Origin of the sequence: Serratia rhizosphaerae (assembly GCF_009817885.1) — a bacterium.
Classification (GTDB): Bacteria; Pseudomonadota; Gammaproteobacteria; order Enterobacterales; family Enterobacteriaceae; genus Serratia_B; species Serratia_B rhizosphaerae.
The window spans coordinates 3,199,316-3,213,247 of record NZ_CP041764.1 but is presented as its reverse complement, the minus strand read 5'-3'; the positions used below and the strand labels follow the sequence as shown (position 1 = coordinate 3,213,247).

At 61.4% G+C, this 13,932-nt stretch carries 12 protein-coding genes and 1 other RNA gene; 4 read left to right on the top strand and 9 right to left on the bottom strand.

The window, feature by feature from the left end:
• The gene (locus FO014_RS14965; RefSeq protein ID WP_160030100.1) at positions 1–1,350 is read right to left on the bottom strand and encodes an amidase; all 1,350 of its coding nucleotides are present in this window, start codon (positions 1,348–1,350) and stop codon (positions 1–3) included.
• A complete protein-coding gene (locus FO014_RS14960; protein WP_160030099.1) occupies positions 1,350–2,060 on the bottom strand; it encodes a DUF2848 domain-containing protein in 711 nt (236 codons plus the stop codon). Before FO014_RS14960 ends, FO014_RS14965 begins: the two co-directional genes overlap by 1 nt.
• 126 nt (positions 2,061–2,186) lie before the next feature.
• On the opposite strand from FO014_RS14960, the gene FO014_RS14955 reads away from it, so the two are divergent.
• On the top strand, positions 2,187–2,867 hold the full coding sequence (locus tag FO014_RS14955; RefSeq protein WP_105232403.1) for a GntR family transcriptional regulator: 681 nt from the start codon (positions 2,187–2,189) through the stop codon (positions 2,865–2,867).
• Positions 2,868–3,017: 150 nt separating this feature from the next.
• On the opposite strand, the gene gcvP is transcribed toward FO014_RS14955, so the two are convergent.
• The 7 genes from gcvP to FO014_RS14920 form a co-directional block, all read right to left on the bottom strand.
• Positions 3,018–5,897: an aminomethyl-transferring glycine dehydrogenase gene (gcvP, locus tag FO014_RS14950; RefSeq protein ID WP_160030098.1), complete on the bottom strand. Its 2,880-nt coding sequence runs from the start codon at positions 5,895–5,897 to the stop codon at positions 3,018–3,020.
• A 91-nt stretch (positions 5,898–5,988) separates the two neighbouring features.
• Positions 5,989–6,375, bottom strand: coding sequence for a glycine cleavage system protein GcvH (gcvH, locus tag FO014_RS14945; RefSeq protein WP_160030097.1), 387 nt, complete (start codon positions 6,373–6,375; stop codon positions 5,989–5,991).
• Between the two features lie 31 nt (positions 6,376–6,406).
• Positions 6,407–7,504: a glycine cleavage system aminomethyltransferase GcvT gene (gcvT, locus tag FO014_RS14940; RefSeq protein WP_160030096.1), complete on the bottom strand. Its 1,098-nt coding sequence runs from the start codon at positions 7,502–7,504 to the stop codon at positions 6,407–6,409.
• A gap of 502 nt (positions 7,505–8,006) precedes the next feature.
• Complete coding sequence (gene ubiI, locus FO014_RS14935; protein WP_160030095.1) at positions 8,007–9,206, bottom strand: FAD-dependent 2-octaprenylphenol hydroxylase; 1,200 nt, start codon at positions 9,204–9,206, stop codon at positions 8,007–8,009.
• 58 nt (positions 9,207–9,264) lie between these two features.
• The gene (gene ubiH / locus FO014_RS14930; protein WP_160030094.1) at positions 9,265–10,443 is read right to left on the bottom strand and encodes a 2-octaprenyl-6-methoxyphenyl hydroxylase; all 1,179 of its coding nucleotides are present in this window, start codon (positions 10,441–10,443) and stop codon (positions 9,265–9,267) included.
• Between the two features lies 1 nt (position 10,444).
• The gene (gene pepP / locus FO014_RS14925; RefSeq protein WP_160030093.1) at positions 10,445–11,758 is read right to left on the bottom strand and encodes a Xaa-Pro aminopeptidase; all 1,314 of its coding nucleotides are present in this window, start codon (positions 11,756–11,758) and stop codon (positions 10,445–10,447) included.
• Positions 11,759–11,808: 50 nt separating this feature from the next.
• Entirely contained in the window at positions 11,809–12,387 is a 579-nt protein-coding gene (locus tag FO014_RS14920) for a YecA/YgfB family protein (RefSeq protein ID WP_105232410.1), read from the bottom strand.
• Positions 12,388–12,708: 321 nt separating this feature from the next.
• Here FO014_RS14920 and zapA point away from each other — a divergent pair, with 321 nt between their 5' ends.
• The 3 genes from zapA (at position 12,709) to FO014_RS14905 (ending at position 13,925) form a co-directional block, all read left to right on the top strand.
• Positions 12,709–13,041: a cell division protein ZapA gene (zapA, locus tag FO014_RS14915; RefSeq protein WP_160030092.1), complete on the top strand. Its 333-nt coding sequence runs from the start codon at positions 12,709–12,711 to the stop codon at positions 13,039–13,041.
• Positions 13,042–13,082: 41 nt separating this feature from the next.
• A non-coding RNA gene (gene ssrS, locus FO014_RS14910) (6S RNA) lies at positions 13,083–13,264 on the top strand.
• Between the two features lie 52 nt (positions 13,265–13,316).
• A complete protein-coding gene (locus FO014_RS14905) occupies positions 13,317–13,925 on the top strand; it encodes a 5-formyltetrahydrofolate cyclo-ligase (RefSeq protein ID WP_160031422.1) in 609 nt (202 codons plus the stop codon).
• Positions 13,926–13,932 lie beyond the last annotated feature (7 nt).

Here is a 13,932-nt window from a genome sequence, read left to right as displayed (position 1 = left end):
TTACGCGCCGGCCAGACAGCGCTCAACGGACAGCGCCCAGCCCAATAGCGCCTCATCCTGCTGCGCCAGACCGGCGACCATCAGCCCTACCGGCGCTTCGCCCGGCGCTTGAATCGGCAGCGACACCGCGCAGCCGTCCAGGAAATTAATGATTGAAGGGTTACGCAGCGCGGCGCCGTTGATCCGGAAGTAGTGCGCCTCATCGGCCTCCAGCTCGGCGATGGTCGGCGCGACAAACGGCACGCTGGGCATCAGCAACGCGTGGTAGCCCTGCAGCGAATCGGCCACCCGCCGCTGCCAGTCGAGCCGCTGCTCCCGCAGCCGGCAGCCGTCCAGTTCGCCCAGCGCCGCACCGCGGCGGATGCGCGACAGCACCCGCGGGTCATAGGCCGCCGCCTGCTCGGTAATCAGCGTCTGGTGCCACTGCCAGGATTCCAGCGCGGTAAAGCCGCCGGCCGCGTTGATCGCCGCCAGTTCGGCAAACTCATCGCAAGGCAGGGCGTCAATCCGCGCGCCCGCCTGCGCCAGCCGCCGCAGCGCACGCTGAAACGCCGCGGACACCGTCTCGTCCAGTTCATCCAGCGCCAGCGTCTGCGGCAGCGCAAAACGCGCCTGCGCCAACGGCTGGGCGGCCGGCAGCAGCGGCTGCTGCGCAATCAACGCATCCAGCGCGATGCAGTCCGCCAGACCGTGGGCAATCACGCCGACGGAGTCCAGCGACGGCGACAGCGGCTGCACGCCCGTCATGTCGATGCGGCTGGCGCTGGGCTTATAGCCGGTCAGGCCGCAGAACGCCGCCGGAATGCGCACCGAGCCGCCGGTATCGCTGCCAATCGCGCCAAAGCCCATGCCGTCGCTGACCGCCACCGCGGCGCCGGACGAGGAGCCGCCGGGAATACGCCGCTCCTCCCGCCGCCACGGATTGGCCGGCGTGCCGTAATGCGGGTTAATGCCCAGGCCGGAGTAGGCGAATTCAGTCATATTGGTTTTGCCGATCACCACCGCGCCGCCCTGCAGCAGCCGCGCCACCACCGCCGCATGACGCTGCGCCGCCGGCGCCTGCATCAGCGCCCGTGAGCCGCCGGTAGTGGCCTCGCCCGCCACGTCAAACAGGTCTTTAACCGACACCGGCACGCCGTCCAGCGCAGAGAGAGGCTGCCCGGCCGCACGCCGGCGGTCGGCGTCCTGCGCCTGTCGCCGCGCCCAGTCGTGATACACGCGGACAAACGCTCGCGCCCCTTCCCCCTGCGGATCGTCAATTCGCACCAGCGCAGCGGCGGTCAGCCGTTCAGAGGTGATATCGCCGTTGGCGAGCGCGGCGGCGGCCTGTCGTAATGTCCAGTTTTCCATCACGCCACCACCGGTAATTCAACGCTGCGATAAGCGTGACTGATGGTGCGACCCAGCACTTCGTCCACCAGCTCCATACGAAACTCCGCCGCCGGACGGATGCCGCCGATCGCCGCCAGGGTGCCGCAGGTCATCGCCAGCCCTTCCGGCGGTTGCGGCATTGTCAGACACTCCGGCGTCTGCACACCGCCCAGATAACGTTCGAGCAAGTCCCCCGGCGTGCGCAGGCCGGCCAACGTGCCTTGCTGGTAAAGACGAAACTCCCCCTCCTCGCGGATCCAGGAACGCAGAATCAGGCTGTCCCAGTGCGGCGCCACCTCATGCAGCGGCCAGGCCGCAGCGGCAACCGGCTTGACGCACAGCTGCTTCGACAGCGCGACGCTGTGCGCCTCCAGCTGACGGTCGGTGTGATCGGAAGCCAGTGACACATACAGCTCGCCGCGGTGGGTGAAGATCAGCGGTTCGGCTTCGCCGGAGCTGGCGCCGCCGACCACCTCAACGCTGTCGCACTGGCTAAGCTGATTGGCCGCCACGCGATAAAACAGCGGAATTGCACTCGGCTGGGGCACGCCCAGCTCCGCCAGTTCCCTGATATGGTGCAAAATGGCCTCATGGTCGCGCCCGGTCCAGCCGGCGATCACCAGATGATCGATCGCCACATTCAGCGCCTCAGCCCCCGCCGAATCAGGTAAAGTGAAGGTTAGTTGCATGGCATCTGTTTCCTTGGTGTTAAATTCCAGTGAAATTTCACTATATCTTCAGTTGCTAAATAAGCGATTTCCGTGCCATGTTTTTGTGTACTATGTCTAAAAACTTTCTGGTTGCAGGAGCAAAGTGTGAAGACCGTTGACGCAGAGCGCCGGGAACTCCCGACGGTAGAGGAAGCCGGCCTGTCGCAGAACGAACTGGCCTACCGACGCTTTAAACAGGCGCTGGTGACGCTGAGCTATAAGCCCGGCGAGTACCTGAATACGGCGCAGGTGATGGACGATCTGGCGATGGGGCGCACGCCGATCAATCAGGCGATCCACCGGCTGGCGAATGAAGGGTTGCTGCAGGTGATCCCGCGTAAAGGCGTGATGGTGGCACCGCTGTCGATCGACGATGCGCTGGAGCTGATTGACGTGCGGCTGGCCAATGAACTGCTGTGTATGCGGCTGGCCAGCAAGCGCGCCAGCGCACCGCAGATCGCCAGCCTGGAGGCCATCAACCAGCAGATCGAAGCCGCCTGCCAGGCGCGCGATCGGGTGCGCATGATGACGCTGGATCATGAATTCCATCAGGCACTGGCGCAGATCGCCGGCAACGCCATGCTGGCGGATATTCTCAGCGTGCTGCACGCACGCGCCCAGCGCTTCTGGGCGACTTCGCTGTCCCGGCAGGGCCATATGCAGGAAGTTATCGACGAACACCGGGCGATTATCGCCGCGCTGGCGCAGCAGGATGCGGACGCGGCGGAAAGCGCGGCGCAGGCGCATATCCTCTCCTTCCGCAGCGCGCTGTTGCACGATGCATAACGGTTTGCCGGGCGGTGATGCCGGCAGCTCGCCGAACTGTTCGCCCGCGAACCCGAGGATATTCACCTGCTCTGCGGCTGTTAAACGCCGCAATAAAAAAGGGACACGGCATAATGCGGTGTCCCTTGATGTTCAGCGTTCGCTTATGCGTTATTGATATTCGCCGATTGGCACGCAGGAGCAGAACAGGTTGCGGTCGCCGTAAACGTCATCCAGACGCTTCACGGTCGGCCAGTACTTGTTCTCACGCACCGCAGCGGACGGGAATACCGCCAGCTCGCGGCTGTAGGCGTGCTGCCAGTCGCCCACCAGCTCGGCCTGCACGTGCGGCGCATTCACCAGCGGGTTATCGTCCAGCGGCCATGCCCCCTGCTTCACGCTCTCCATTTCTGCGCGAATCGACAGCAGCGCCTCGATAAAGCGGTCCAGCTCAACCTTACTTTCTGACTCCGTCGGCTCAACCATCAGCGTGCCCGCTACCGGGAACGACATGGTCGGCGCATGGAAGCCGTAATCGATCAGGCGCTTGGCGATATCCATCTCGCTGATGCCGGTTTCCTCTTTCAGCGGACGAATATCCAGAATACATTCGTGCGCCACGCGGTGGTCACGGCCGGTGTACAGAATCGGATAGGCATCCTTCAGACGGGTGGCGATGTAGTTGGCATTAAGGATTGCCACCTGGCTGGCCTGCTTCAGGCCTTCCGCCCCCATCATGCGGATGTACATCCAGCTGATCGGCAGAATCGACGCGCTGCCGAACGGCGCGGCGGACACCGCGCCCTGCTGGGTGGTTACGCCGTCAATCTGCACCACGCTGTGGCCGGGCACAAACGGCGCCAGATGCGCTTTCACGCCGATCGGCCCCATGCCCGGGCCGCCGCCGCCGTGCGGAATACAGAAGGTTTTATGCAGGTTGAGGTGAGAAACGTCCGCGCCGATGTAGCCCGGCGTGGTGATACCGACCTGCGCGTTCATGTTGGCGCCGTCCAGATACACCTGGCCGCCGAACTGATGCACGATCTGGCACACTTCGCGGATGGTTTCTTCATAGACGCCGTGGGTGGACGGATAGGTCACCATAATGCATGACAGCTCCGCGCCTGCCTGTTCGGCCTTGACGCGCAGATCGTGCAGATCGATGTTGCCATTCTTGTCGCAGGCCACCACCACCACGCTCATGCCCGCCATCTGGGCGGAAGCCGGGTTGGTGCCGTGCGCCGAGCTTGGGATCAGGCACACGTGACGCCCCGCTTCATTGCGGCTTTCGTGATAGCGGCGAATCGCCAGCAGGCCGGCATATTCCCCCTGCGCGCCGGAGTTCGGCTGCATGCAGACCGCGTCATAGCCGGTCAACTGCACCAGCCACTGGGACAGCTGACCGATCATCACCTGGTAGCCGGTCGCCTGCTCAGGCGGACAGAACGGGTGCATATCGGAGAACTCCGGCCAGGTGATCGGAATCATTTCCGCCGCGGCGTTCAGCTTCATGGTGCAGGAACCCAGCGGGATCATCGCCTGGTTCAGCGCCAGATCCTTACGCTCCAGACGATGCATATAGCGCATCATTTCGGTTTCGCTGTGGTAGCTGTTGAACACCGGGTGGGTCAGGATCGCTTCCTGACGCAGCATCGGCGCCGGAATGGAGGCGCTTGCCGCGCTGACCGCCGCATCCAGCGCATCGATGTTCAGCCCGTGGCCGTCGCCGGCCAGCACCGCAAACAGGGTTTGCACGTCTTCACGCGAGGTGGCCTCATCCAGCGTGATGCCGACCGCGCCGTGAATATCGGTGCGCAGGTTCAGGCCGAAGCTCAGGGCGCGATCCAGCACCGCCGCCTTGTCTTTCACCTCTACCGTCAGGGTGTCGAACCAGCTGTTGTGACGCAGTTGCAGGCCGGCCTGCTGCAGCCCGGCCGCCAGAATATCGGTCAGGCGGTGGATACGTTCGGCAATGCGCTTCAGGCCCTGCGGCCCGTGGTACACCGCATACAGGCTGGCGATATTGGCCAGCAGCACCTGCGAGGTACAAATATTGGAGTTGGCCTTTTCACGACGGATATGCTGTTCGCGGGTTTGCATCGCCATACGCAGCGCGGTATTGCCGGCAACGTCGCGGGAAACACCGATGATACGGCCCGGCATCGAACGCTTGAATTCATCACGGCAGGCAAAGAAGGCCGCGTGCGGGCCGCCATAGCCCATCGGCACGCCGAAGCGCTGCGCGGAGCCGAACACCACGTCGGCGCCCTGCTTACCCGGCGCGGTCAGCAGCACCAGCGCCATAAAGTCGGCCGCCACGCTGGTGATGATTTTGCGGGATTTCAGTTCGGCCAGCAGCGCGCCGTAGTCGTGCAGCTCGCCGGTGGTGCCCACCTGCTGCAGCAGCACGCCGAACACTCCTTCCAGCTCCAGCACTTTTTCCGCTTTATCGACGATCACCTCAAAGTTGAAGGTTTCGGCGCGGGTACGCACCACGTCCAGCGTCTGCGGGTGCACATCGTCGGCGACGAAGAAACGGTTGGCGCCTTTCAACTTGCTGGCGCGCTTGGCCAGCGCCATTGCTTCGGCGGCGGCGGTAGCCTCATCCAGCAGCGAGGCAGAGGCCAGATCCAGCCCGGTCAGATCGAGCGTCACGGTCTGGAAGTTCAGCAGCGCTTCCAGACGGCCCTGCGACACTTCCGGCTGATACGGCGTATAGGCGGTGTACCAGCCCGGATTTTCCAGCATGTTGCGCAGGATCACCGGCGGCGTCAGCACCGAGCTGTAGCCCATGCCGATATAGGATTTGTAGCGCTGGTTCTGGCCGGCGATCGCCTTCAGTTCGGCCAGCGCCTGATGTTCAGTCACCGCATCGCCAACCGGCGGCGGCCCCGGCAGCTGAATATCTGCCGGCACAATCTGTTGGATCAGCGCGCTGAGCGAGCGGGCGCCCACCGCCTCCAGCATCTCTTGCTGTTGCTGTGCAGAAGAGCCGATATGGCGTTCAATGAACGCTTCGCTGTGTTCAAGTTGGCTGAGTGTCTGAGTCATTGCGACAAATTCCTGAATGCTTACGTGGTACGGGATGTAGCCTTAATAACTAAAACGCCCCGACGCGTCGGCGTGCGGGGCGTGGTAACCATTACTCTTCGATAGACGCCTGATAACCGGCGGCATCGAGCAGCTTGCCGAGCTCCGCTTCGTCAGAGGCCTTGATGCGGAACAGCCAGCCGTCAGCGTAAGGATCGCTGTTGACCAGCTCCGGCGAGCCGTCCAGCTCTTCATTCACCGCGATGATTTCACCGCTGATTGGCGCATAGATGTCGGACGCGGCTTTCACCGACTCCGCCACCGCGCAATCTTCACCGGCGGCGAGCTTGCGGCCCACTTCCGGCAAATCGACGAACACCATATCGCCCAGCAGTTCCTGCGCGTGTTCGGTGATGCCCACTACATATTCGCCATTGCCTTCGCTACGCACCCACTCGTGAGAGGTGGCGTATTTCAGTTCAGTTGGTACATTGCTCATCGCCCGCGGCTCCTTCAAATAAAATCAATCATTAATCAATCAGTGACTTACCGGCACGTACAAAACCGGGCTTGGTGACCTTCACCGGCATTTCACGGTTGCGGATCTGCACGATGGCCTGGTCGCCGATGCCGGCCGGCACCCGCGCCAGCGCGATGCTGAAGCCCAGCGTCGGCGAGAACGACCCGCTGGTGATCGCCCCTTCGTGCGTCTGGCCCGCTTCATCGGTGAAACGCACCGGTAGCTCATTACGTAATACGCCCTTTTCCGTCATCACCAATCCGACCAGTTGTTCGGTGCCCTGCTCGCGCTGCTGTTCCAGCACGTCGCGGCCGATGAACTGACGGTCCTGCGGCTCCCAGGCGATGGTCCAGCCCATATTGGCCGCCAGCGGCGATACGCCTTCATCCATCTCCTGACCATAAAGGTTCATTCCGGCTTCCAGACGCAGCGTATCGCGCGCGCCGAGGCCGGCCGGCTTCACGCCCGCAGCCAGCAGGCGCTGCCAGAAGTCGGCCGCCTGCTCTGTCGGCAAGGCGATTTCATAGCCGGCCTCGCCGGTATAGCCGGTAGTGGCGATAAACAGCTCGCCGGCCTGTACGCCGAAGAACGGTTTCATACCGGCCACCGCCTGCTGTTGTTCCGTATTGAACAAAATGGCCGCGCGCTCTTTAGCCTGCGGCCCCTGCACCGCGATCAACGCCAGGTCGTCGCGCACCTGCAGCTCTACGCCGTACGGCGCGGCATGCTGTTCAATCCACGCCAGATCTTTGTCGCGCGTGGCGGAGTTAACCACCAGGCGGAAATAGTCTTCCGTCAGGAAGTAAACGATCAGATCGTCAATCACGCCGCCGGAAGCGTTCAGCATGCCGGTATACAGCGCCTTGCCGGGCTGGGTCAGTTTGGCGACGTCATTCGCCAGCAGATAGCGCAGGAACTCCCGGGTGCGGGCGCCGTGCAAATCGACAATCGTCATGTGGGAGACATCGAACATGCCGGCGTCCTGACGCACGGCGTGATGCTCATCAATCTGCGAGCCGTAATGCAGCGGCATCATCCAACCATGAAAATCGACCATGCGAGCGCCGCATGCCACGTGCTGCTCATACAGTGGGGTTTGCTTTGCCATCTTATCCCTCTTTCCACAATGTCCCCGTCATCATGCCGGCCGCATGGCGGCTGGCGGAATACATTCCGGGGTTGAAATGCCGTGCGAAACCGTGGCGAAAAAAGGCGCCAATCAGCACGACGCAAACGATACCCTTTACCCGAACTTATCACCGAACGTCGTTTTTAACCATAAGTTAAAATAGGCTCAGCCCGGCGTGCGGGAGGGAAAGTGTCGTGCTAGTGTGCAGAGTTTTTCACTGTAAAAATGCGTCTTAAGGCACAAAATTAACAATTAAAGCGGCAAATATCCGATGTTATATAACAAACATGCCGCCACGGAAGGGATTATGGCCTTTGGCTTTTTTTGTTCGGATAAAAAAAACTAATGATTAATCAGGCGTTAAATTAGATTATTTCAAATGAAGGGTAATATAAGGAAAATTGATGACTGAAGGCCTAAAAAAACAGGGGCGCCGTGATAGCGCCCCCGATGCCAAATAAGATATTTCGCGGCGGCAGTCTTACGCCAGCCACTCCGGCAGGTCGTTTAACCCCATCGCCTGGCGCACCAGTTTCGGCTTGACGCCCGGCAGGCTGTCGGCCAGCCGCAGGCCGACATCGCGCAGCAGCTTCTTGGCCGGATTATTGCCGTCAAACAGCTCACGGAACCCCTGCATGCTGGCCAGCATCACCGCCGCGCCGTGCTTGCGGCGGCGCTCATAACGTCGCAGATACAGGTGCTGGCCGATATCCTTGCCCTGCCGCTGCAGGCGCTTCAGTTCAGCGATCAGCTCTGCGGCGTCCATAAAGCCCAGGTTGACACCCTGCCCGGCCAGCGGGTGTACGGTATGCGCCGCATCCCCTACCAGCGCCAGACGATGGTCGGCAAAGCTGCGGGCGTAGCGTCCGGTCAGCGGGAAGGTCAGCCGCTCGCTTTCCAGCGTACAGCGCCCCAGACGCATATCGAAGGTCATGCTCAATTCGCGGTTAAACGCCTCCGGCGACAGCTGGCTGAGCCGTTCGGCCTCCTCCGGCGCCACCGACCAGACGATCGAGCACAGGTGCGGGTCGCCAAACGGCAGGAAGGCCAGAATCCCGTCGCCGTGAAACACCTGACGCGCCGTAGCCTGATGCGGCTCTTCGGTACGAATCGTGGCGACCAGCGCGCTGTGGCGGTAATCCCAGAAGGTCAACGGAATATCGGCGTGCTGACGCAGCCAGGAGTTGGCGCCGTCCGCGCCCACCACCAGACGTGCGCTGAGCATGCGGCCGTCCTCCAGCGTGATAAAGGCGTCGTTCTCGCCCCAGGCGACCTGTTTTAACGCCGCCGGCGTCAGCAGCGTGACGTCCGACAGCGTCTGCGCCTTGCGCCACAGCGCCTGCTGGATCACGTTGTTTTCAACAATATGCCCCAGATGGCTGAAGCCGCACTCATCGCCGCGGAAGGCGATTTTGCCGAAGCTGTCGCGATCCCATACTTCCATCGCATTGTAGGCGCTGGCGCGCAGCTGCAGAATATCGTCCCAGACGCCAATCTGTTGCAGCAGGCGCTCGCTGGCCGCATTAATGGCGGAAACGCGCAGCGCCAGCTGCTCCGGAACGCCCTGCTCCGGCTGCCGGTGCTCCAGCACCGCCACGCGCAGGCCGCTGCCCTGCAGGCCGCAGGCCAGCGCCAGTCCCACCATACCGCCGCCGGCGATAACCACATCGAATGATTGCATGCTGCTAAATTCCTTAAAAACGCCTTAAATAACGGGGAGCGACATCGCGGCCATCGGCCTAGCGCTCGACCCAGCCCAGGGTGCGTTTGGCAAAGGCATCGCGCACCACGGGCAAATGTTCCATCGCCACCAGGCCCAGATTACGCCCAACCACCAGCGGCGCATAGCGGTTGGCGAATAATTTGATCAGGCCGTCGGTCACGCCGATGGTTGCCTGCTGGTCCTGCTGCCGCCGCTGCTGATAGCGGCCAAGCACCGCGTAGGCGCCGAGATCCTCGCCGGCCTGCGACGCTTCCGCCACGGTTTCCGCCAGCGACATCACGTCGCGCAGCCCCAGGTTGAAGCCCTGCCCGGCGATTGGGTGCAGCGTCTGCGCCGCATTGCCCACCAGCGCCAGACGGTGGGAAACGTGCTGCTGCGCGGTCAACAGACTCAGCGGGTAGCTGTGGCGCTTGCCGACCTGCAGCATCCGCCCCAGACGCCAGCCGAACGCCTGCTGCAGTTCCTGCAGAAAACGCGCGTCGTCCCAGCCGTCCACCCGTTCACGATCGTCGCGGTCATGACACCAGACCAGAGAGCTGCGCCCCTGCGACATCGGCAGCAACGCCAGCGGCCCGTGGCGGGTAAAGCGCTCAAAAGCGCGGCCCTGCGGGTCCTGCTCGCTGGTCACATTAGCGATAGTGGCGAACTGCGGGTAGTCCTGCTGCCGCCACTGCACGTTGCAGGCGCGCGCCAGCGCGGAACGCGAACCGTCCGCCGCAACCATCAACTGGCCGCTCAGGCGCTGCCCGTTATCCAACAGCACCTCGGCCTGCTCGCGGCTGCGCGTCACATCGATCACTTTGGCCGGACAGTGCAGCGTCACGCCCGGCGCGTTTTCCAGCAGGGCAAACAGCCGCTGGCCGGCGTCGTACAGTTCGATCACCTGCCCCAACGCCTCGACCTGATAGTCCTGCGCCGACAGATTGACGAAGCCGGCGTGGCCTCGGTCGCTGACGTGCACCTGCGAGATCGGCGTCGCGCAGTCGCGCAGCGCAGGCCAGACGCCGATGCGGCTGAGCTGCTGACAGGTGCCCTGCGCCAGCGCAATGGCGCGCGCGTCAAATCCCGGATGCATCCGGTCGCCCGGCCGCGTGGCCTCAACCACGTCAATGCGCACCCGGCCCTGCGTCAGCGACGACAGCGCTAACGCCAGCGTCGCTCCGGCCATCCCGCCGCCAACGATAATTACGCTCATCTTATCTTGCCGCCGCCATCAACGCTTCAATCGCATCGGCGTCTTTCACTACGCTGGCGGTCAGGTTCTCGTTGCCGTCCGGCGTAATCAGGATATCGTCCTCAATACGGATGCCGATGCCACGATAGGCTTCCGGCACATCGGCATCCGGCGCGATATACAGCCCCGGCTCCACCGTCAGCACCATGCCCGGCTCCAGCACCCGGTCGCGGTTTGGCGAACCGTAATGACCGACGTCGTGCACATCCAGCCCCAGCCAGTGGCTCAGGCCATGCATAAAGAACTGGCGGTGCGCCTGTTCGGCAATCAGCTGTTCAACCTCGCCTTTCATCACGCCCAGCTCCACCAGACCGGTGACCATAATACGCACCACTTCCGCATTCACTTCGCCGATGCTGGTGCCCGGCCGGAACAGCGCCAGCGCCTTGTTGAGAGACGCCAGCACAATGTCGTACACCGCCCGCTGCGGCGCGCTGAATTTGCCGTTGACCGGGAAAGTGCGGGTAATATCGCCCGCATAGCCCTGATATTCACAGCCGGCGTCGATCAGCACCAGATCGCCGTCGCGCATCTCACTTTCATTTTCGGTGTAATGCAAAATGCAGCCATTTTCACCGCTGCCAACGATGGTGTTATACGACGGGTAGCGGGCGCCGAGGCGGGTAAACTCGTGATGAATCTCCGCCTCCAGCTGATATTCGAACATGCCCGGCCGGCATTTTTCCATCGCGCGGGTGTGCGCCAGCGCGCTGATTTCCCCGGCGCGGCGCATTACCGCCAGCTCTTCGGCCGATTTAAACAGCCGCATGTCATGCAGCCACGGCCGCCAGTCGGTGACGGTGGCCGGCGCCTGGAAGTTCTGGCGAAAGCCCTTGCGCAGCTTATCCAGCGCGGCGTAGAGGATCCGGTCCGCATAGGCATATTCGCCCTGCGCGTGATACACCACATCCAGGCCGTTAAGCAGCAGATGCAGCTGTTCATCGATTTCATCAAACGGCAGCGCACGATCGACACCCAGCCTTGCGGGCGCCGCTTCCTGCCCCAGACGACGGCCAAACCAGATTTCAGCCGTCAGATCGCGCACCCGGTTGAACAATACGCTATGACTGTGCGTTTCATCGCTCTTGATCAGAATCAACACCGCTTCCGGCTCGTTAAAACCGGTCAGATACCAAAAATCACTGTTCTGGCGGTAAGGATATTCTGAATCTGCACTGCGCGTTGCTTCCGGCGCGGCAAAGATCACCGCCGCGCTGCCCGGCGCCATTTTCGCCAACAGCGCCTGGCGGCGGTTCTGAAATTCCTGCTGAGTCATGTCCTTCTCCTGAAATCAAGTCGGCCGAAGCGCACGGTCGATACGAATCTTTAGTGCAATGTAGGTTTGACGTTTTCCACCGCGGTCGGTTTACGGCGGTTGAATTCGTTATAGCAAAGGATTGCCGCCATACGGACGTATTCCGCTACTTCTTCCAGCGACTGCTCCAGCTCTTCCTGGTCTTCGTCTTCGTCGTAGCCCAGCTGCGCGATGCTGCGCAGATCGTCAATGGCTTCGCCAACCTCGTCTTTCACCTGCGCCAGCTTCGGCTGCATCATGCCGAGGCCCAGCAGGAAGTGATTGACCCAGCCGGACAGAGCATCAGCGCGTTCGAACACCGTAACCGCCTCGCCTTCGGGCAGCATCAGCTGGAACATAAATTCATCATCGCTCAGCGTCTCATGAATCAGATCATACACCTGCTGCAGCGGCTGGCTCAGCGCCTGAGGGAACGCCACGCCTTCATTGGTCAGGTCGTGCACCAGCGTGCGCCAGCTGGCGTCATTATTACCGCCGCACAGCAAGCCGCTGATTAAACCGTGCATTTCAGCGGCGGTGAGCGCCACCGCCTGCTGGTTCAGGGCGGCGGACAAGGTGAAGTAATTTGGGTATGTATTCTGTATAGACATGCGTATTCGTCATCGTTGGCAGGATAAGTTCGTGTTATGCTACCACCAAGGCTCGTGGTTACACCAGATAAGCACGCCCCTTCAGTGGCTGGTGACAATCCGTCTGTGGTCAGGGTTGGCCGGGATAACGACAGCGTTCGCAGCAGCCTGGCTATTTTTTTGACTGCCGGCGCGACGCACAGTAGATTATCATCAGGTTACTGAATAACCACGGGATAAAACGCCGTGTTTTAAGGGGTTGTATCTTGGTACCGAGGTATATATAGTGGCGCCCCGCTTCGATAGACCGGAGCCGGCGCGAAATTTAGGCAGGAAGGTGGCATGTCTGCACAACCAGTAGATATTCAAATTTTTGGCCGTTCGTTAAGGGTTAATTGCCCGCCAGAACAACAAGATGCGTTGAACATGGCGGCGGACGATCTTAACCAGCGGTTGCAAGATCTCAAAGTTCGCACTAGAGTCACAAATACTGAACAGCTGGTTTTCATTGCCGCGTTGAATGTTTGTCACGAACTTGCGCAAGAACGCTTGAAAACACGTGATTATGCGTCCAATATGGAACAACGCATCCGTATGCTGCAACAGACCATTGAACAGGCGCTGCTTGAGCAAGGTCGCATCTCTGACCGCCAGGATGATGCACAATTCGAATAACATAAGTTGCTGAACGCTAACGGTTCGGCAATGAGTACAAAATTTCTCTGAGATGTTTGCCAGCGGGCCAGTCCCCTGAGCCGATATTTAGTACAAACAGAATGTATTGCTCCGCGATCGGTGAGCATGCTCGCTTGTCGAGAAGCCTTAAGATTGCGACGGTACGTTCACCTTGAACCTCGGGTTCAAGGGTTACAGCCTGCGACGGCATCTCGGAGATTCCCCCTTTTATCAGGTTTACGCGACCTTTAACGCGCTATGCGATCATGCCCATGATGCATTTCCAACCTCAGTTCGCCAAACAGCGGCAAGACATCCGTCAGCAAATCCGTCAGCGACGCCGTGCGCTTTCCGCGCAGCAACAGCATACTTTCGCCCGGCAAACCGCCGAACGCATCGCTTCTCATCCGCGTATTATTGCGGCTGACAGCGTGGCGGCGTTTCTTTCCTTTGACGGCGAACTGGATACCCGCCCGTTAATCGAGCGCCTGTGGCATATGGGCAAACGGGTTTATCTGCCGGTGCTGCACCCGTTCAGCGCGGGCAACCTGCTGTTTTTACACTACCACCCCGACAGCGTGCTGCGTCCCAACCGTTTTAACATCCTCGAACCCGAACTGGACGTGCGCAACGTGTTGCCGACCTCACAGCTGGCGGTCATTCTGGCGCCGCTGGTCGCGTTCGACAGCCAGGGGCAGCGTCTGGGCATGGGCGGTGGTTTCTATGACCGCACGCTGCAACAGTGGCAGCACGGCGGCCCTTATCCGATAGGGCTGGCGCACGACTGCCAGCAGGTGGACGGCATCCCGACCGAGCACTGGGATATCCCGCTGCCGGAAATCGTCACCCCGTCCAAAGTCTGGGCCTGGCAAATCGCCCAATAGCAAAAGG

What these genes read in the sequence shown, in the direction of transcription:
- ubiH (WP_160030094.1), bottom strand. Translation starts at nt 10,443, where the DNA reads ATGAGCGTAATTATCGTTGGCGGCGGGATGGCCGGAGCGACGCTGGCG.
- gcvH (WP_160030097.1), bottom strand. Translation starts at nt 6,375, where the DNA reads ATGAGCAATGTACCAACTGAACTGAAATACGCCACCTCTCACGAGTGG.
- FO014_RS14905 (WP_160031422.1), top strand. Translation starts at nt 13,317, where the DNA reads ATGCATTTCCAACCTCAGTTCGCCAAACAGCGGCAAGACATCCGTCAG.
- gcvT (WP_160030096.1), bottom strand. Translation starts at nt 7,504, where the DNA reads ATGGCAAAGCAAACCCCACTGTATGAGCAGCACGTGGCATGCGGCGCT.
- FO014_RS14960 (WP_160030099.1), bottom strand. Translation starts at nt 2,060, where the DNA reads ATGCAACTAACCTTCACTTTACCTGATTCGGCGGGGGCTGAGGCGCTG.
- FO014_RS14965 (WP_160030100.1), bottom strand. Translation starts at nt 1,350, where the DNA reads ATGGAAAACTGGACATTACGACAGGCCGCCGCCGCGCTCGCCAACGGC.
- FO014_RS14920 (WP_105232410.1), bottom strand. Translation starts at nt 12,387, where the DNA reads ATGTCTATACAGAATACATACCCAAATTACTTCACCTTGTCCGCCGCC.
- zapA (WP_160030092.1), top strand. Translation starts at nt 12,709, where the DNA reads ATGTCTGCACAACCAGTAGATATTCAAATTTTTGGCCGTTCGTTAAGG.
- pepP (WP_160030093.1), bottom strand. Translation starts at nt 11,758, where the DNA reads ATGACTCAGCAGGAATTTCAGAACCGCCGCCAGGCGCTGTTGGCGAAA.
- gcvP (WP_160030098.1), bottom strand. Translation starts at nt 5,897, where the DNA reads ATGACTCAGACACTCAGCCAACTTGAACACAGCGAAGCGTTCATTGAA.
- ubiI (WP_160030095.1), bottom strand. Translation starts at nt 9,206, where the DNA reads ATGCAATCATTCGATGTGGTTATCGCCGGCGGCGGTATGGTGGGACTG.